Source organism: Arenibacter certesii DSM 19833, from assembly GCF_000429545.1.
Lineage (GTDB): Bacteria > Bacteroidota > Bacteroidia > Flavobacteriales > Flavobacteriaceae > Arenibacter > Arenibacter certesii.
Map to the genome: position 1 here is coordinate 35,774 of NZ_AUCB01000004.1, position 17,437 is coordinate 53,210.

Here is a 17,437-nt window from a genome sequence, read left to right on the forward strand (position 1 = left end):
ATTAGTAATTAAACTTAGGGAGCGCAAAAAAATGAAAGTGATAGCCAAACCATCCCAGTTGGGTGACATCTGTTAGAAAGGCGATTTGGGAAAGTGCTTAAGGCACAGGATCATAACCGCTGCCTCCCCATGGGGTGCAGCTGAATATTCTTTTTACTGCTAGCCAGCCGCCCTTAAATAATCCGTGTTTTTTTAGGGCTTCCAAGGTGTATTGAGAGCAAGTAGGAGAGTAGCGACAAGTTGCTGGGGTCAGCGGTGAAATAAGAATCTGGTATGCTCGCACCAAAAACACAAAGGGAGCGATTAGTATTTTCTTTATCAGTTCCATTGTGTCTTTGGTGTACGTTTTTTATGTTTTGTTTAGGATAGCGTAAAGGTAGTGCCGTCTTTCCCATCTTTTAATTGAATGCCCATTTCTAATAATTGATCTCGAATCTTATCTGAAGTGGCAAAATCTTTATTGGCACGCGCCTCATTCCTCATTTGTATTAAGAGTCCCACCACATTAGAAAGCGTATCTGAACTAGATGCGGTATCGCTTTGATTCTCTATACCTAGGATATCAAATACAAAACTGTGCATCGCCTTCGCTAAGGTCTCTTTATCAGATTCCGTAATGGTTTCTTTGCCTTCTTTAATCAGGTTTATATGCTTAACGGCCTCAAATAGATTTGCGATAAGGATAGGTGTATTGAAATCATCGTTCATAGCATCATACCCCTTCTGTACCCATGCACCTACATCAAAACTAGAAGTAGATCCCGTAGGGATTTGTGCTATACTATTGATGCTCTCCATTAATCTTTGGTATCCTCTTTCGGAAGCTAATAGGGCTTCATCGCTAAGGTCCAAAATACTGGTGTAGTGAGCTTGCATCATAAAAAAGCGAACTACCGGAGGAGAATAAGGCTTGCTGAGGATATTATTTTCACCGGAGAATATTTCATTCGGTAGAATGTTATTACCGGTAGATTTAGCCATTTTCCTTCCGTTTAAGGTCAGCATATTGGCATGTAACCAATAATTTACTGGAGACTGATTGTTCCATGCTTCCGCTTGGGCAATTTCACATTCGTGGTGTGGGAATTTTAAATCCATTCCCCCGCCGTGAATGTCAAAAGTTTCGCCTAGGTATTTGGTGCTCATGGCAGTACACTCTAGGTGCCAACCTGGGAAACCATCTCCCCAAGGGGATGGCCATCGCATAATATGTTGCGGTTCTGCCCTTTTCCATAAAGCAAAATCTTGAGGACTCTTTTTTTCATCCTGTCCACTAAGCTCTCTGGTATTGGCGATCATATCTTCCAGCTTTCTCCCGCTTAGCTTTCCGTAATCGTGGGTCTTGTTAAACTTAGTAACATCAAAATAAACAGATCCATTAACGACATAGGCAAGCCCTTTGTCCAAAATGGCTTTAACAATTTCTATCTGCTCAACAATATGTCCGGTTGCTGTAGGCTCTATACTTGGAGGTAAGAAATTAAATTTGTTTAATATATTGTGGAAATCCAAGGTGTAGCGTTGTACCACTTCCATGGGCTCCAATTGTTCCAATCGTGCTTTTTTGGCAATTTTATCCTCCCCATCTTCCGCGTCATCCTCTAGATGTCCGGCGTCGGTAATATTTCTCACATAGCGCACCTTATACCCAAGATGTTTAAAATACCTAAAAATCATGTCGAAGGACATAAAGGTACGGCAGTTGCCCAAGTGTACGTTGCTGTACACAGTAGGGCCACAGACATACATACCGATATGACCTTCATTTAAAGGTTTGAAAACTTCTTTTTTTCCCGAAAGGGAATTGTATATTTTTAATTCTTGAGTTTGGTGCAACTGCATATTTAAACGGGAGGTTTAAAACTTAGTATCAATATTTATATAATTCAAAAATTCGCTTTTTACAGCTTCCTCTTTAAATCGACCACCATATTCTGCAGTAATGGTGCTACTTTCAATATCACGAATTCCTCTGGAATTTACACATAAATGCTTGGCATCCATAACGCAGGCAACATCCTCGGTTCCTAATGCTCTTTGAAGCTCCCTTACTACCTGAATGTTTAAGCGTTCCTGTACCTGTGGCCGCTTTGCATAATAATCTACAATTCGGTTCATTTTGGACAGGCCTATTACGCTTCCATTGGAAATATAGGCAATATGTGCTTTTCCTACAATTGGAAGTAAATGGTGTTCACAAGTAGAATAGAGGGTGATGTTCTTCTCAACTAACATTTCCCCGTACTTATATTTATTGTCAAAGGTTGAAGGGTTGGGTTTGCGTTTTGGGTGTAACCCGCCAAATATTTCGGAAACAAACATTTTGGCTACCCTATTAGGAGTGCCCTTTAAACTGTCGTCATCCATGTCCAATCCTAGTGTAAGCATAATTTCACTTACATTTTCCCTGATGCGAGCAATCTTCTCCTCATCGCTAAGAGCAAAAGCATCTTTACGTAAGGGGGTGTCTTCGGCAGCGGAAACGTGATCGTCTCCCAAGTCTTCAAGATGCTTATCCAATGCGTTATCTATTTTCATTAAAATATAGCTTTTTAAGGGTGCAAAGATATGCATAATATGGCACTTTATATCATATTTGCCTAGTAACACACTATAAATTAGTGTTAACGATTATGGAACCCAATTTTTTGTTTTTCCAGAATTCTTCCAAGATATATATAATGAATCTTCACTTTTGGTCTCCGACTTTATATTAAGCAAAGGAATTATTGTTGTCTCCTTAGTGGTATATATGTACTATCGTCGTGGGGTGTATTCTATTTAGCGCTCGTTAATATTAGCATTTGATAAAAGCATTTTGGTGATTGGCAAGGGGTGGCCTTAGAATATAAAAAGACGGAAACATTTCCGTCTTTTTATATAATATAGTTGTCTAATTTTAAAAATTTAAGGAGTATCCTAAACTAACAACCTTATTTTTATTGTTGATGTTTGCGGGAGTAGGAAGTCCCGACTCATACAACGTTTTGCTGATATCCCGTGAAGCCTGACTAAAAGCGAGGTCTAATCTGCTGCCTCCAAAATTATATCCTATCCCTGCCGAATAACCGTTAAGATCACCTATGGAAGTACCATTAGCGTACGGACTTTGTTCAAATCGATAACCAGCTCTTAAGCTTAATGCGGCCAAGCGGTATTCACCACCTAATCTAAAGGTAGAGACAGCTCCTAACTCATTGCCAATAAAGGTGTTTTCTGAAGCGAAATTAGGGTCTGTAGTAGGTTTTAATTGAGCGTTGGACATATCTTGATAGCTATAGTCGAAGCTAATAAGTCCTTGAGGGCCAAAAATTACCGCCAAGCTTCCGGTTAATTTGGCGGGCGTTTGTATGGTGTATCTCTCAAATACGTTGATTACATTAAAATTGATAAAGGAAATATCATCGTCTGCTAGGTCAGAGTTTAATTTCTGTGAAGTCTCATCCGATAATCGATACCAAGTAGGGGACTGGTAGCTGCCTCCAACTCTAATGTTTTCATTTAATTTACCAATGGCACCAATACTAAAAGAAAATCCGTTTCCATCGGTCCTTAGTAAATTATCGAAATAGATGTTTTTAATTTCCGAATCGGAATCAAATCCGCGCTCCGATAACTGGGTGAGTTTTTCGTAAGAAATATTGTGAAAATTTAACGAAGCACCCATGTAAAAGTTATCTCCATACTGGGAAGCTAAATTTGCAGTGAACTTGCTATTGTAGCCAACTGTACTTTCAGAAAAGGTCTGATTGACGGTGTTGTATTTAGCGTTGGAAATATACGCGGTATTGTTGTCGTTGCTTTCGTCCATAGGATCTATAATTCCCCCAAAATATCCCAAAAATGCTTGTTGGTCTGCATACCCAAAACTAGATCCTATGTCTAAGTATGCCTCTTCTAAAAACTCGTCATCCTGTAAAAGTAAGTCACCAAAAGGAATTCCTCCAGCGAAATTTAAAAAGTAATTATCTATTCCTTGATTGCTGTTTCCAGTGATATAGAGGTCATTGTCAAATTTCTTTGCTAAATCGTAATTAAAGGCCAAGGAGATTTTTTTCCAAGCTGCATCATCATCCTTAAATACAAAAACACCACCTATCTGATTTAGATCAAATGAATTCAAAGAAGTAGTGCTGTTGGTTGAAAAATAAGAGGCGTCGTTTTTTTGGTGGTAATTGGATCCTGTTACGGAAAACATACCATGGTTAAATACTGCAGATCCAGCCGGATTGACGTTTAGGGAGGAAAGGTCTCCTCCAAGTGCCCCAAAAGCACCGCTCATGCCTTGGTATCGCGCGGTACCCTGAAGCGATTCGCCACTGTAGCGCAATACGTCATTTATATTCTGGGCACTAGCAAATGCACATGCCAAAAGTAGAATGAAAGTATAATTTCTTCTCATCTTTTTAAATTTTGGATAACTTTAATTGAATTGCAAATTAAAAATGGGATTAGTTGCCACGTGTTCTTCCTCCAGATGATCGGGTAGAAGAACTACTGCTTCTTACGCTCCCAGATGAGGATGATCTAGATGGCGTGCTAGAGCTTCTTATCGTAGGACTAGAAGAACGTTGGTTGCTTCCCGAGCTTCTAATGGTGCTACTACTTGGTCTACTAGTGCTATTAGAGCTTCTAATAGTAGAAGTGCGCGGGGTTGTAGAGCTTCTGCTGCTTCTATAAGTACTATTGCTTGGCGCAGTACCTTTATAGGTCTGACTGCTTCTAGAGCTGCTATTGTAATTAGGCGTGGCACGAGTGCTTCTGCTAGTTCTATAAGAGCTGTTTCTATCCAATGCATCTACTCCAACTCTAGTTCTTGAATTGGTGCTACTTCTGTAACGACCTGTATTATTGTTGGTAGATGTTCCCCTATTAACAGTGCTCCTAGATCTAATATTGCTATTATTAGAGTTTAAGGTAGACCTGCTCCTTAAATTGTTTGTTCCAAGCGTGTTAGATCTATATACTCCTCTTCTGCTAGCATTGTAGGCATAATTTCTGTTATAGTTATAGCGGTTATAACCTGGTCTGTAATAGTTGTTATAATAGTTATAGTAGTAAGGTCTGTATGCGTATCCCCATCCGTAGGAATAACCGTAACCTCCCCATCCCCAATTGTAATGAGCATATCCTGGGTATCCATAGATGCCATAATGGCCCCATCTCCAGGGATTGTAATAGCCACCGTAATATCCGCTATAGAACCAAGGGTTTCCCCAGCCAGAATTATAGCCGCCATATCCCCAATTGTCATAAATGTTTATACTTACATTGGAGCGATTATCTCCCCAAGCAGCATATCCGTTATAGTCATTGTTGGCGTCGTAATTGTTGATGTCGGTATTAACGCCCATATTGTCGTCTTCAATATTTCCATAATACCCATCTATATCGGTAAACACTTCGTTATCTAGAATTTCCCCATACTCATCCGCTTTTTGACCAAAATAATCCCCGTAATTGTTTTGCTCGTTTTGTTGCGCCTGAACCTGCTTTCTATTCGCTTGTACAGGATTTTGAGGCCTCTCGGTGGTTTGTGTGCTGCTTGTGTAAATACCATCATTGTCATAATAAGATGCAGACTGGTATGAACCACAGGAAACCGCGAATAAGCCCAAAAGCATAAGGGATGTCGTTAGGTGAATTCTTCTATGGAGTAGGGAATGTATCATGGTTTAAAATTTAATTGTTCGACTTTGTAAAAATAGTTAGTTTTGCGGAACTATTTTATATTAATATAAGTCGCAAGTTTTGTGCCAAACTTACTAGCATGGGTAAAAAATTAACGAAAAGAGCAGAGGACTATTCCAAATGGTATAACGAGCTTGTGGTAAAGGCCGATTTGGCTGAAAACTCGGGAGTTAGGGGATGTATGGTGATTAAGCCTTATGGCTATGCCATATGGGAAAAGATACAGGCCCAATTGGATAAAATGTTTAAGGAAACCGGACATGAAAATGCCTATTTTCCCTTGTTTATTCCAAAGTCGTATTTAAGCAAAGAGGCCAGTCACGTAGAAGGCTTTGCTAAAGAATGTGCCGTTGTTACGCATTATAGATTAAAAAATGCCGAGGATGGCAGCGGAATTATTGTTGATCCCGAGGCTAAATTGGAGGAAGAATTAATTGTTAGGCCAACTTCCGAAACAATCATTTGGGATACCTACAGAAGATGGATTCAATCTTATAGGGATTTACCCCTTCTTATTAACCAATGGGCTAATGTGGTGCGATGGGAAATGAGAACGCGACTTTTCCTTAGAACTGCAGAGTTTCTTTGGCAAGAAGGACATACAGCACATGCAACGGAAAAAGAAGCTGTTGAGGAAGCGGTCCAGATGATGAACGTTTACGCAGAATTCGCGGAAGAATATATGGGTGTACCCGTAATAAAGGGCACTAAAACTGCTAGCGAACGTTTTGCAGGGGCTTTAGATACCTATTGTATTGAAGCCTTAATGCAGGATGGGAAAGCATTACAGGCAGGGACATCTCACTTTTTAGGACAAAATTTTGCCAAAGCCTTCGATGTGAAGTTCGCTAACAAGGAAGGGAAGCAAGAGTATGTGTGGGCTACCTCATGGGGTGTTTCTACTAGATTAATGGGAGCCTTGATTATGACTCATAGTGATGATAATGGATTGGTATTGCCTCCAAAATTGGCACCTATACAAGTAGTTATTGTGCCTATCTATAAAGGGGAGGAGCAATTAGATGCCATATCCGAAAGAGTAGCGCCATTGGTAAAGGAACTGCGTTTAAAAGGAATTTCCGTTAAATATGATAATAGGGATACACATAAGCCTGGGTTTAAATTTAATGAATATGAACTTAAAGGGGTTCCGGTGCGTTTAGCTATAGGGCAACGCGATATGGATAACAATACTTACGAGGTCGCTAGAAGGGATACCTTTGAAAAAGAAACCGTTTCTGCTGATAGTATTATCGAGAAAATTGAATTTCTTATGGATGATATGCAGAAGAGCATCTATAATAAGGCTTTAGAACATAGGGAATCTCACATTACGGAAGTAAATTCCTATGAGGAGTTTAAAGAGGTGTTAGAGAATAAGGGAGGATTTATTTCTGCCCATTGGGATGGGAGTGCTGAAACAGAAGAACTTGTAAAAGAGGAGACTAAGGCTACTATCCGTTGCATTCCTATTGATGCTAAAGAAGAGGTTGGAGTGTGTATGGTTACGGGAAAACCATCCGCAAAAAGGGTGCTTTTTGCTAAGGCATATTAATTTTTTAAAAATTTTTTACTTAAGACTTGCGGTAGTTAAAAATAGTTGTATTTTTGCATCCGCAATTAAGTAATAAATGGTCCGTTCGTCTAGGGGTTAGGACGCCAGGTTTTCATCCTGGTAGCAGGGGTTCGATTCCCCTACGGACTACAAAGGTTATTTTGAAATATTAATTTTGGATTATGGCAGTGCCTCGGCTCGGTCAAACCAGAAATTAAATGGTCCGTTCGTCTAGGGGTTAGGACGCCAGGTTTTCATCCTGGTAGCAGGGGTTCGATTCCCCTACGGACTACATAGTAGTGATAGGGATAGGTCCCAATAAAAAAACATAATTAAATAGAAATGGCAAACCATAAGTCAGCATTAAAAAGGATTAGAAGAGACGAGGCAGTACGTTTACGTAACAGATACCAGCATAGAACAACTCGTAATGCAGTAAAAAGATTGCGTTCAGAAGAGAGTAAGGAAGCTGCTGAGACTTTATTGCCAAGTGTAGTAAGTATGATCGATAGATTAGTTAAGCGTAATATTATACACGCTAACAAAGGTTCTAACCTTAAGAGTAAGCTTACTAAGCACGTTTCTGCACTGTAAGAGTTTGCTGTACAGCATTTAAAAACGTTCCTTCTCACCAGAAGGAACGTTTTTTTATGGGTTATTATGAACTACTTTACATATATAACTTAACGTTTGGGCACAATCCAAAATTTTCGGTTCATTCTTAACAGGCCAATTATAAAACATATATAAAGTATGCAAATTAGTGAAAGGTGTATTGTTCTGACATGGGCATATTCATTAATTTTATGTAGGTAGTTGTAATACCTAGAAACTTTTATAGGTAGATAGCCAACGTAGAATATAAATAAACCAATGCTTATCCATTTAATGCTTCTATATTTATACCCATGCTTTTCAATTAGTTTCTTTCTTTCCAAAAAGACGAGTATGGTGCTATACAGAATGAGTAGGCTTCCTATCAAATAACTATAGACCTGAGACTCTATCATAAAGCTTTGAAAAAAAGTATTCGCTATCGTTACTATTAAAAATAGTATGCTGCCGTATAGTATTTGACGTTTATATTTTGGATTTTCTAGGTAACTCCAATAGACAAAATAGAAGAAGCTAAAAAAGATGATATTATAAATATTGTATATAATTACGTTACGTTCCGCAAATGCCGAAAATATAGTGATATGGTAGACTTCATAATTTTTGGTTACGTACCCTAAAATTTCTGTTAGGAAAGTATACATTAAGATTACCGGAAATAACATTAAGGGAGTGTTGTAGTATTTGGGGTATTTAATTAATGCTACAAATACCGTTAATGCGTAAAGGGGCCTATATAAGATTTCCAATAAATTATCTAAATACTCCATTTTGAATAGTAGGGGGTTTGAGTATGTTGAAAAGATATTAATCCCTGTAAGGTGGCGGAGTCATATCTCCTTCGTTTAGGATTAAGCTTTTGTTTTTGTCGAATAATATGCTTTTGGAAAGCTTTGGCACAAGGGAAGCTTCAGAATTTTGATGTTCCTGAACCTTATCGGGTCCATTGTTAGCGGAATTCTTTGGGTTTAAATTATCTGTGAGGTACATAGGGATGTTATTTCCATCATTATCCTCGTAGATATAAAATGCGTAATCCCCATTTTTTTCATCTCTTGTAGTAGGGATCAAAAAGAATGAATTTTGCTTTGGATGCTTTATTTTTCTTCCGTCTTCAAATTCGTTTTGATCTGGATAATTGGAAAAATAAAACCGTAAAGTAGCGATTTCTACATTGGCCTTCTCTGCTTCTTGTTCAATATAACGTAGATAATTCTTAATGGTCTGGTAATCGTAGGATCCAAATCGGGCTACATCAAATTTTTCTTCCGGATTTTGTTCGTTTTCATACTTTTCTATAATTCGTACCCTTCGTTCTCCATAAGCGTCATACATCATCTTTGCTTGCTTAACGCTAACAATTTGGTCTGGTGCCTTAACAGGGGTTCTTTCGGGCTCTGGTGTTGGGATTTTTTCCTTTTCAGGTTTGCAGGAGGAGGCTCCTAAGACTAGGAAAACTATCATAACAAAAATGCGTGCAGCTCTTTTAAAATTTTTCATAAGATTAGACTATTGGATGGATACTTTTAATCGATTATAACTTATAATGTTATAAGAGCTGGGGGATAGCTTCTGTTAATTTACTGATAATTATAGGTTTTAAAAATAAAAATGTCGAAAAATCTGCAATTTATCTAATAAGCCGTTCATTTTTGTAACCATAACCCTATGGCTATAACGGGAATAAAGAGTAGCTTATTTTTTAGGTATGGATAATATAAGGTGGTGAGAGATGCATTTTGCGAAGTTCAAAATATATGTAGTAAAGGCCTCTCTGATGTCTTATTTCATTGGCTTGGGTTGGGGGTATTGCGGCCTATTGGAATTACTGTTGACTATGGTTTAAAAAGGGCTATCAAGTTTGTAGTATTAGTTTTCGTCGATTTGTCACCCTTTGGCGTCTTGCACAAAATTAAACTCCGCAAAATCGATTAAAACGGGCCGTCCTTCATAAGGGAATTGGAATTTTTAAACTGGATTCTAGATTTAAATTTTAATAGCTATAATTGATCTACAAATAAGATGGATGCATTAAACCAATAATCCATATTTCAAAAAATAATAATTTAGAGGTAGGTAGCAACAAAAATAAACTCCCATTTAGCAGCTTAGCCAAATGGGAGTTTTAATATTATTGGTAAAAGAATCTAATACTACTGATTCATGGTCAGTAAGAACTCTTCGTTGTTCTTTGTTTGTCTAAACCTTTGTTCTATAAACTCCATAGCTTCAACAGGGTTCATGTCTGCCAAATACTTTCTCATGATCCACATTCTCTGAATGGTGTTTTCATCCAATAGAAGATCGTCACGTCTTGTACTGGAAGAAGTAAGGTCAATTGCAGGGAATATTCTACGGTTAGATATTTTTCTATCCAATTGCAATTCCATGTTACCTGTTCCTTTGAATTCTTCAAAGATAACCTCATCCATTTTAGAGCCGGTTTCGGTAAGTGCCGTTGCAATGATCGTTAAAGATCCACCTCCTTCAATATTCCTAGCTGCTCCAAAGAATCTTTTAGGTTTATGAAGTGCGTTAGCATCAACACCTCCACTTAATACTTTTCCAGATGCGGGTTGTACAGTATTGTAAGCCCTAGCAAGTCTTGTGATAGAGTCCAATAGGATTACTACATCATGGCCACACTCTACTAAACGTTTAGCCTTTTCTAATACGATATTTGCTACGCGTACGTGTTCGGTGGCTTCCTTATCAAAGGTAGAGGCTACAACTTCGCCACGAACATTTCGCTGCATATCCGTAACTTCTTCCGGTCTTTCATCAATTAAAAGAATAATCTGGTATACCTCTGGGTGATTCGCGGCAATACCATTGGCGATATCTTTTAATAACATGGTCTTACCCGTTTTAGGCTGGGAAACAATCATTCCCCTTTGTCCTTTTCCTATTGGGGAGAACAAGTCGATTATCCTTGTGGAAATAGTACTTTGGCGTTCGGCCAAATTAAATTTCTCTTGTGGGAATAGGGGTGTTAAATGCTCAAAGGAAACTCGGTCTCTTACAATTTGAGGATCTATTCCGTTAATCTTGATCACTTTTATAAGTGGGAAGTATTTTTCTCCTTCTTTAGGAGGTCTAACATTACCCAAAACGGTGTCTCCAGTTTTTAGACCAAACAATCTGATTTGAGATTGGGATACATAAATATCATCCGGAGAAGAAAGGTAGTTGTAATCGGATGATCTTAAGAACCCGTATCCGTCTTGCATAATATCCAAGACGCCTTCGCTTTCGATAATGCTATCGAATTCGTATTCTGGTTCTTTGTATTTATTTTTTAGGTCCTTGTCAAAGTTGCTATTGCCTTTGTCCACAGAAGGCTTCTGATGATGAGGAGCCTTTTTATGCTGTGGTTTGTTAGGTTGGGAGCTATTTTGAGAGGAGTTATTTTTTTGATGTTCCCTTTTTGTAGGTCCACTAGTGCTTTGTGCACGTGGAGTTCTTTCTGGTCTGGGCTTTTCCTGCTTATTATCCTCGGAAGTTGATTTGGCGGAGGGTGCACTTTTCTTCTCTGCGATTTTGACTTCCTCGTTTTGCGATTTGGATGGGGCAGGGCCTTTTCTCTCTACAGGAGTAGGTTTGTCACTTTTATCTACTCGAGCGCGTTTAGGCTTTGGAGTTTCCTTCTTTGTTTCCGCTGGGGTTGCGGCAAGCGTTTCTTGAACAATTTTTGGATTTGAAGCCTGGACATCTAAAATTTGGTAAACCAAATCTAATTTTTTTAAGGTTTTAAACTTGGCTACATTTAGACCTTTGGCTATTTCCTGAAGCTCAGGAAGCTTTTTTGATTTTAATTCTGAAATTTCAAACATTAAGTTTTGAATAAATTATACGTATTTCGAAAATATGAAGTGTACTATATTATTTTGTGTAATAATGAAGGGCATGAAAGCCCCTGTTGGTAAGTGATTTGACTTATAACAAGGCGAAATTACAAATAATTTTCAATATTTAGTCGATAAATTTTAAAAAGACGCTTATTTTTGTTTTTTATTATATCATAAGAATACATGATTCAAAGAATACAAACCGTTTATTTAATCGTTGTTATCCTTCTTGGGGCTGTTTTGCCCTTTTTTGTGAATCTTTGGTCGGATGCCGCTGGGAACGAGATATTTGCTGATCATGCAGTGTTTCTTTCGCTTGCCTTTTATGGTAGCGCAGTTTTAGCGCTAATGGCGATATTAATGTATAAAAACAGAAAAAATCAATTTGTGATGAACAGATTGAATATGATACTGAATCTTTTTTTACTAGGATTTTTCGTTTATCGATCTCTAAATTTATCCGGAGAAACCTCGGTTTCTGAGAAGGGTATTGGGATGCTGATTCCTGTATTTTCTATCGTTTTTTTAGTCCTGGCCAACAGGGCAATAAAAAAGGATGAAGATCTTGTAAAATCTGTGGATCGTTTACGTTAAACCTAACATCTTAGTAGTATTAGTGCGTTAAACCCGGGGTTGTTCCCGGGTTTTTTATTTATGCTCCTCTTTTTCCTAGTTCAATTATTTCTAGGTCTTTTATTTCTTCCTTATCTATGATAAAACGTAGCATGGTGCGTATTTGATGAAAACCTTGGGTGCCACATGCACCCGGATTCATGTGTAGTAGGTTTAGCTTTTTATCCCACATGACCTTTAAAATATGTGAATGCCCAGATATGAATAGTTTTGGGGGATTTCTTTTTATCTCTTCCCGTATTCTTGGACTATATTTATTGGGGTAACCTCCAATATGGGTAATCCATACATCTACTCCCTCGCATTTAAATCTATTGTCTAAAGGGAATTCTAGTTGAATTCGTTTTTCGTCTATATTGCCATACACACCCTTCAACGGTTTTATTTTCTGAATGGTATCGGTGACATCCAAGCTTCCTATATCACCCGCATGCCAGACTTCGTCAGCCTGCTTTACATATTTCATGATTTTGTCATCAATATGTCCGTGGGTGTCGCTCAGTAATAGTATTTTTGTCATTTTTTATTTTTAATACGATTGGAATTCCTCTATAAAAATTAAATCCTCTTTATTCTAAGGGCAGCCAAATAGGGAATGGTGATGGATGGTTAGAGGAATTACGTCCTTATGTAATTTGCCCTTTTATGGGTACTCTATTGGATCTTTTTTATTTTATCTAATCCAGAACAAGTATCTTTGCAAACCACAAAACTAAATCATTCTGTTGAGATATTTCATCCAATTTTCATATCACGGCAAAAGGTATCATGGTTCACAAATTCAGCCTAATGCCATTACGGTACAGGCGGTTTTACAAAATGCCCTAACCTTAATTTTGAAAGAACCCATACAGATTACGGCCGCTGGTAGAACAGATGCAGGAGTACACGCTAGAGTGATGTTTGCTCATTTCGATTATAGTTCAGTGGTGGAAAGTGGTGCGTTGTGCTATAGGTTGAACGCATTTCTGCCAGCTGATTTGGCGGTGCAGCATATTTTTCCTGTTACTGATGAAGCACATGCGCGTTTTGATGCTGAAGAACGAACCTATGAATATTGGGTAACGGGCAAGAAAGACCCATTTTTAGATGATGCAGCCTATTATGTGAAATATCCGTTAAATATTGCCCAAATGAATGAGGCTGCTATTATTTTAGTAGGGCAGCGGGATTTTGAATGCTTTTCCAAATCCAATACCGATGTAAAAACCTATAGGTGCGATCTGCGCAGCGCAATTTGGGTAAAGGATGATGAGAAATTAGTTTTTACCATTACGGCAGACCGATTTTTGCGAAATATGGTTCGTGCCATTGTAGGAACTTTGATTAATGTTGGGACAGGGAAAACCACATTGTCCGAAATACCCGCTATCTTAGATAGTAAGGACAGAAGTAAAGCAGGGGCATCCGTCCCTGCAAAAGGATTATATTTGACAGGAATAAAATATCCAGATAATATTATGAAAAGCCATGGATAAAGATATTGGTACTGCATTCGATTTTAGATTATTTAAGCGTCTGTTAAGGCATGTAAGGCCCTATATGCCTACTTTCTATGGTGTTGCCTTAGCTGCTATTTTATTGTCGGCATTTGCGGTATTGTCCCCCATTCTACTGGGAGAAATTGTAGATAATGCCATTACCACTAAGAATAGTTCCATGTTGCTGAAGCTCATCTTAGCCATGCTAGGTGTTTTACTGGGGGAGGTGATATGTCAGCTCTTATTTAATTATTATGCCAATTGGTTGGGCGAGTCGGTAATTAAAGATATCCGTGTTAGACTGTTTCAGCATTTGATGAGTTTTAAAATGAAATATTATGACAATTCCTCTATTGGATTATTGGTGACCAGAGCCGTTACCGACATGCAAAGGATAGGGGAGATATTCAGTGAGGGGTTTTTCGTAATCGTTTCCGATCTATTGAAAATGGTGGTAGTAGCTTCTGTAATGGTTTATACCAATTGGAAATTAGCCTTGATTGTATTTGCCATTTTGCCGTTACTTCTTTATGCTACTAGATTATTCCAAAAAGCCATGAAAGTTGCCTTTATCGAAGTAAGGGCACAGGTGTCTAATTTAAATTCCTTTGTGCAAGAACGTATTACGGGAATGAAAATAGTTCAGCTTTTTACGCGCGAGGAAATAGAAAAAGAGAAATTTAGGGAAATTAATGAGAAGCATAAAAATGCATGGTTAAAAACAGTATGGTACAATTCTATTTTTTTTCCAATTGCAGAGATAGTGTCTTCTATTACTGTAGGATTAATTGTATGGTATGGCGGACTACAGAACGTAGCGAACATTAATGAAGAGGAGTATGGTACCATTTTCATGTTCATCTTACTCTCCAGTATGCTTTTTCGTCCCCTTAGGCAAATTGCAGACAAGTTCAATACCCTGCAAATGGGGATGGTGGCTGCTAATAGAGTATTTAAAATTTTGGACACCAATAGCCATATTGAAGATATTGGTACGACAGAAAAAGAAAATATTAAAGGAGATATTGAATTCTCTGATGTTCGTTTTGGATATTTGGAAGACGAAGAGGTGTTGCACGGTATCTCATTTCATGTTAACGCCGGTGAGACTGTAGCGATTGTTGGGGCAACGGGTGCCGGAAAATCTACTATTGTTAACTTGTTGAATCGGTTTTATGAAATTAATTCTGGAAGTATAAAAGTTGATGGGATTGATATTAAGGATTATAAGTTAAGTTCCCTACGTTCTAAAATAGCCGTGGTTCTGCAGGATGTATTTCTTTTTGCCGATACTATTGCGAATAATATTTCCTTAAAGAATGATGATATTACGGAAGTTAATTTAGAACAAGCCGCCAAACAAATTGGTGTGCATAATTTTATTATGAGTCTCCCAGGAGGATATAACTTTAATATTAAGGAGCGTGGAGGTATGCTCTCTAGTGGGCAACGGCAACTTATTGCCTTTTTAAGGGCTTATGTAAGTAATCCCAGTATTTTGATATTGGATGAAGCAACCTCTTCGGTAGATACCTATTCGGAACAGCTGATACAGCTAGCAACGGAAAAAATTACGGAAGGCAGGACTTCAATTATTATAGCCCATAGGTTGGCAACCATTAAGAAGGCCGATAAGATACTGGTAATGGACGATGGAAGGATTGTAGAGATGGGTACCCACAAAGAGCTGTTAAAGCAAAAAGGGTACTATCAAAACTTATACGAAGCCCAGTTTTTGACCGAGGAGGTATTATAAGTAGATTCTAATTTTGTTTATAGGGATAGGTTGTAGGGCCTAAAAATAAGGTCTACTGATGCAAAATGGGTATTATAAAAGATCTTCCTTTATTATACTGGCCAATTCGTCTAGGTTGTTAAATAGAATGAACTCCCCGTTTTTTATATAAGATACCAATCCTGTTTCCTCACTAACAACCAGTGCTAAGGAGTCGGTTTTCTCGGTTATGCCTACTGCTGCTCTATGCCTTAGGCCAAATCGCAATGGAATGGTACGTTCATTGGACACGGGAAGGATAGCCCGGGTAGCCACAATGTAATTATCCTGTATTACAGTAGCGCCATCGTGTAAAGGGCTGTTCTTAAAAAAAATGCTTTCAATTATTGGTTGGGTGATTTCAATGTTCATTTTATCCCCGGTAGACTTAACGAAATCTAAAGAATTATTTCTTTCTATTACCAAGAGGGCACCAGTTTTAGTGCTGCTCATTTTTTCACAAGCGCTTATAATGGCGTCTACATTTGTTCCAATGGTAAGACCGTCTTCTCGCATAAAACTAAAGCGTTTAAAAAAATTGCGTTTAGAAGCAAGATTGGTAGATCCCACCATCAACAGGAATTTTCTAATTTCTTGTTGGAAAACAATAATAAGGGCAATAAGTCCTACCTGCATAAAACCTCCTACCATACTACTGATCATAGTCATTCCCAATACGTCGGTTAATTTCCAAAACGCCCAGACAATTACAATACCTATAAAAATATTGATGGCTACCGTTCTGCGTACCAACTTATAGACATAATACAGTAATATGGCCACCAAAAAGATGTCTATTATATCGGTAATGTTAAAATCTAAGAAGTTTAGAAAATCCAATTCAAGGGGTTTTGTAAAAAGTAAAAATAGGAAATAAGGGAGAACCATAAATTAAATACGTGAAAAATGTTATTATCTTCCTATGCTTTGTCTACTAAGTTAATAGTAGTGGCTAAAGGACGGTTAATCTCTCTTCGTATTTATAGCATTATAAATAGAAATACATTCCATGGCTTCTTTTACATCATGCACTCTTAGTATATTGGTTTGCTTGGTAAGCGCATACATATTTAGAGCGGTACTTCCGTTTAAGGCTTCTGCAGGGGTATTGTTTAGGAGTTTATGGATCATAGACTTCCTGCTGATCCCTGTTAATAAGGGTAAATTTAATTGTTGAAACAATTCCATCTTATGCATAATTTCGTAATTCTGTTCCAATGTTTTGGCAAAACCAAATCCGGGGTCAATTATAATATCATTTATTCCAGCTTGCCTCGCTAAAAGAATTTTCTCGGAAAAATAATACATAATTTCACCAAGGAGGTCTTGGTAATCTGTTTGCTTTGCCATATTCTTTGGATTACCTCTAGTATGCATCATAATATAGGGTACTTGATGATCTGCGACCGATGCCATCATTTTTGAATCCAGAGTACCTGCCGAAATATCGTTTATTAGAGCAGCTCCCTCATTAAGGCATTCATGGGCTACATCGCTTCTGAAGGTGTCTATAGATAAGAAAATATCGGGAAAGGTTGCTACAAGGAGCTTTACAACGGGAACGATTCGTTGGCACTCCTCGTCTACACTGATATGTAAAGCCCCAGGCCTGCTGCTGTAAGCGCCCAGATCTATAAAAGTAGCGCCATCGTTCAACATTTTTTCTACTTGTGCCTTAATTTGATCTTCATTCTTGTATTGTCCCCCGTCATAAAATGAATCGGGAGTAATATTAAGGATTCCCATCACTTTGGGAGTGCTGAGATCAACTAAATTTCCTTTACAATTAATTGTCATTCTTTTAATAAGATAAAAGGGCCAAAAACTTTGGGAAGTTAAC

At 38.0% G+C, this 17,437-nt stretch carries 15 protein-coding genes and 2 tRNA genes; 7 read left to right on the forward strand and 10 right to left on the reverse strand.

Features of this window, described 5'->3' with window-relative positions; translation table 11 throughout:
- Positions 1-97: 97 nt before the first annotated feature.
- From yidD to G466_RS23715, 5 genes are all read right to left on the reverse strand, one after another.
- On the reverse strand, positions 98-322 hold the full coding sequence (gene yidD, locus G466_RS23420; RefSeq protein ID WP_084418676.1) for a membrane protein insertion efficiency factor YidD: 225 nt from the start codon (positions 320-322) through the stop codon (positions 98-100).
- 38 nt (positions 323-360) lie between these two features.
- Positions 361-1,842 (reverse strand): cysteine--tRNA ligase, encoded by a 1,482-nt coding sequence (cysS, locus tag G466_RS0101210; protein ID WP_026811994.1) that lies wholly within the window; start codon positions 1,840-1,842, stop codon positions 361-363.
- Positions 1,843-1,857: 15 nt separating this feature from the next.
- Complete coding sequence (gene folE / locus G466_RS0101215; protein WP_026811995.1) at positions 1,858-2,538, reverse strand: GTP cyclohydrolase I FolE; 681 nt, start codon at positions 2,536-2,538, stop codon at positions 1,858-1,860.
- Positions 2,539-2,899: 361 nt separating this feature from the next.
- Positions 2,900-4,402, reverse strand: coding sequence for an OmpP1/FadL family transporter (locus tag G466_RS0101220; protein WP_026811996.1), 1,503 nt, complete (start codon positions 4,400-4,402; stop codon positions 2,900-2,902).
- Positions 4,403-4,451: 49 nt separating this feature from the next.
- On the reverse strand, positions 4,452-5,672 hold the full coding sequence (locus tag G466_RS23715) for a hypothetical protein (protein WP_157373784.1): 1,221 nt from the start codon (positions 5,670-5,672) through the stop codon (positions 4,452-4,454).
- Between the two features lie 98 nt (positions 5,673-5,770).
- Between G466_RS23715 and proS the strand changes: the two genes are divergently transcribed.
- The 4 genes from proS to rpsT all read left to right on the forward strand — a co-directional run bounded on the left by proS (position 5,771) and on the right by rpsT (position 7,840).
- Entirely contained in the window at positions 5,771-7,246 is a 1,476-nt protein-coding gene (gene proS / locus G466_RS0101235) for a proline--tRNA ligase (protein WP_026811999.1), read from the forward strand.
- 78 nt (positions 7,247-7,324) lie between these two features.
- Positions 7,325-7,396 (forward strand) — tRNA-Glu (locus tag G466_RS0101240).
- 70 nt (positions 7,397-7,466) lie between these two features.
- Positions 7,467-7,538: transfer RNA gene (locus tag G466_RS0101245), tRNA-Glu, on the forward strand.
- A gap of 50 nt (positions 7,539-7,588) precedes the next feature.
- Entirely contained in the window at positions 7,589-7,840 is a 252-nt protein-coding gene (gene rpsT / locus G466_RS0101250) for a 30S ribosomal protein S20 (protein ID WP_026812000.1), read from the forward strand.
- A gap of 828 nt (positions 7,841-8,668) precedes the next feature.
- Here rpsT and G466_RS0101260 read toward each other — a convergent pair.
- Positions 8,669-9,361 (reverse strand): hypothetical protein, encoded by a 693-nt coding sequence (locus G466_RS0101260; RefSeq protein WP_026812002.1) that lies wholly within the window; start codon positions 9,359-9,361, stop codon positions 8,669-8,671.
- A 653-nt stretch (positions 9,362-10,014) separates the two neighbouring features.
- Complete coding sequence (gene rho / locus G466_RS0101265; RefSeq protein WP_026812003.1) at positions 10,015-11,694, reverse strand: transcription termination factor Rho; 1,680 nt, start codon at positions 11,692-11,694, stop codon at positions 10,015-10,017.
- A 198-nt stretch (positions 11,695-11,892) separates the two neighbouring features.
- Between rho and G466_RS0101270 the strand changes: the two genes are divergently transcribed.
- A complete protein-coding gene (locus G466_RS0101270) occupies positions 11,893-12,303 on the forward strand; it encodes a DUF4293 domain-containing protein (RefSeq protein ID WP_026812004.1) in 411 nt (136 codons plus the stop codon).
- Positions 12,304-12,361: 58 nt separating this feature from the next.
- Here G466_RS0101270 and G466_RS0101275 read toward each other — a convergent pair whose 3' ends face one another.
- On the reverse strand, positions 12,362-12,862 hold the full coding sequence (locus G466_RS0101275; RefSeq protein WP_026812005.1) for a metallophosphoesterase family protein: 501 nt from the start codon (positions 12,860-12,862) through the stop codon (positions 12,362-12,364).
- 205 nt (positions 12,863-13,067) lie between these two features.
- Between G466_RS0101275 and truA the strand changes: the two genes are divergently transcribed.
- Together truA and G466_RS0101285 are read left to right on the forward strand one after the other, a co-directional pair.
- Positions 13,068-13,820 (forward strand): tRNA pseudouridine(38-40) synthase TruA, encoded by a 753-nt coding sequence (gene truA, locus G466_RS0101280; RefSeq protein WP_026812006.1) that lies wholly within the window; start codon positions 13,068-13,070, stop codon positions 13,818-13,820.
- A complete protein-coding gene (locus G466_RS0101285) occupies positions 13,813-15,579 on the forward strand; it encodes an ABC transporter ATP-binding protein (RefSeq protein WP_026812007.1) in 1,767 nt (588 codons plus the stop codon). The genes truA and G466_RS0101285 overlap by 8 nt, the downstream gene beginning before the upstream one ends.
- Positions 15,580-15,651: 72 nt before the next feature.
- Here G466_RS0101285 and G466_RS0101290 read toward each other — a convergent pair whose 3' ends face one another.
- The gene (locus tag G466_RS0101290) at positions 15,652-16,437 is read right to left on the reverse strand and encodes a diadenylate cyclase (RefSeq protein ID WP_026812008.1); all 786 of its coding nucleotides are present in this window, start codon (positions 16,435-16,437) and stop codon (positions 15,652-15,654) included.
- A 123-nt stretch (positions 16,438-16,560) separates the two neighbouring features.
- Positions 16,561-17,394 (reverse strand): dihydropteroate synthase, encoded by an 834-nt coding sequence (folP, locus tag G466_RS0101295; protein WP_026812009.1) that lies wholly within the window; start codon positions 17,392-17,394, stop codon positions 16,561-16,563.
- Positions 17,395-17,437 lie beyond the last annotated feature (43 nt).

Excerpts from the sequence above, each read along its gene's own strand:
- cysS (WP_026811994.1), bottom strand. The coding sequence starts at position 1,842 with ATGCAGTTGCACCAAACTCAAGAATTAAAAATATACAATTCCCTTTCG.
- folE (WP_026811995.1), bottom strand. The coding sequence starts at position 2,538 with ATGAAAATAGATAACGCATTGGATAAGCATCTTGAAGACTTGGGAGAC.
- G466_RS0101220 (WP_026811996.1), bottom strand. The coding sequence starts at position 4,402 with ATGAGAAGAAATTATACTTTCATTCTACTTTTGGCATGTGCATTTGCT.
- G466_RS23715 (WP_157373784.1), bottom strand. The coding sequence starts at position 5,672 with ATGATACATTCCCTACTCCATAGAAGAATTCACCTAACGACATCCCTT.
- proS (WP_026811999.1), top strand. The coding sequence starts at position 5,771 with ATGGGTAAAAAATTAACGAAAAGAGCAGAGGACTATTCCAAATGGTAT.
- rpsT (WP_026812000.1), top strand. The coding sequence starts at position 7,589 with ATGGCAAACCATAAGTCAGCATTAAAAAGGATTAGAAGAGACGAGGCA.
- G466_RS0101260 (WP_026812002.1), bottom strand. The coding sequence starts at position 9,361 with ATGAAAAATTTTAAAAGAGCTGCACGCATTTTTGTTATGATAGTTTTC.
- rho (WP_026812003.1), bottom strand. The coding sequence starts at position 11,694 with ATGTTTGAAATTTCAGAATTAAAATCAAAAAAGCTTCCTGAGCTTCAG.
- G466_RS0101270 (WP_026812004.1), top strand. The coding sequence starts at position 11,893 with ATGATTCAAAGAATACAAACCGTTTATTTAATCGTTGTTATCCTTCTT.
- G466_RS0101275 (WP_026812005.1), bottom strand. The coding sequence starts at position 12,862 with ATGACAAAAATACTATTACTGAGCGACACCCACGGACATATTGATGAC.
- G466_RS0101285 (WP_026812007.1), top strand. The coding sequence starts at position 13,813 with ATGGATAAAGATATTGGTACTGCATTCGATTTTAGATTATTTAAGCGT.
- folP (WP_026812009.1), bottom strand. The coding sequence starts at position 17,394 with ATGACAATTAATTGTAAAGGAAATTTAGTTGATCTCAGCACTCCCAAA.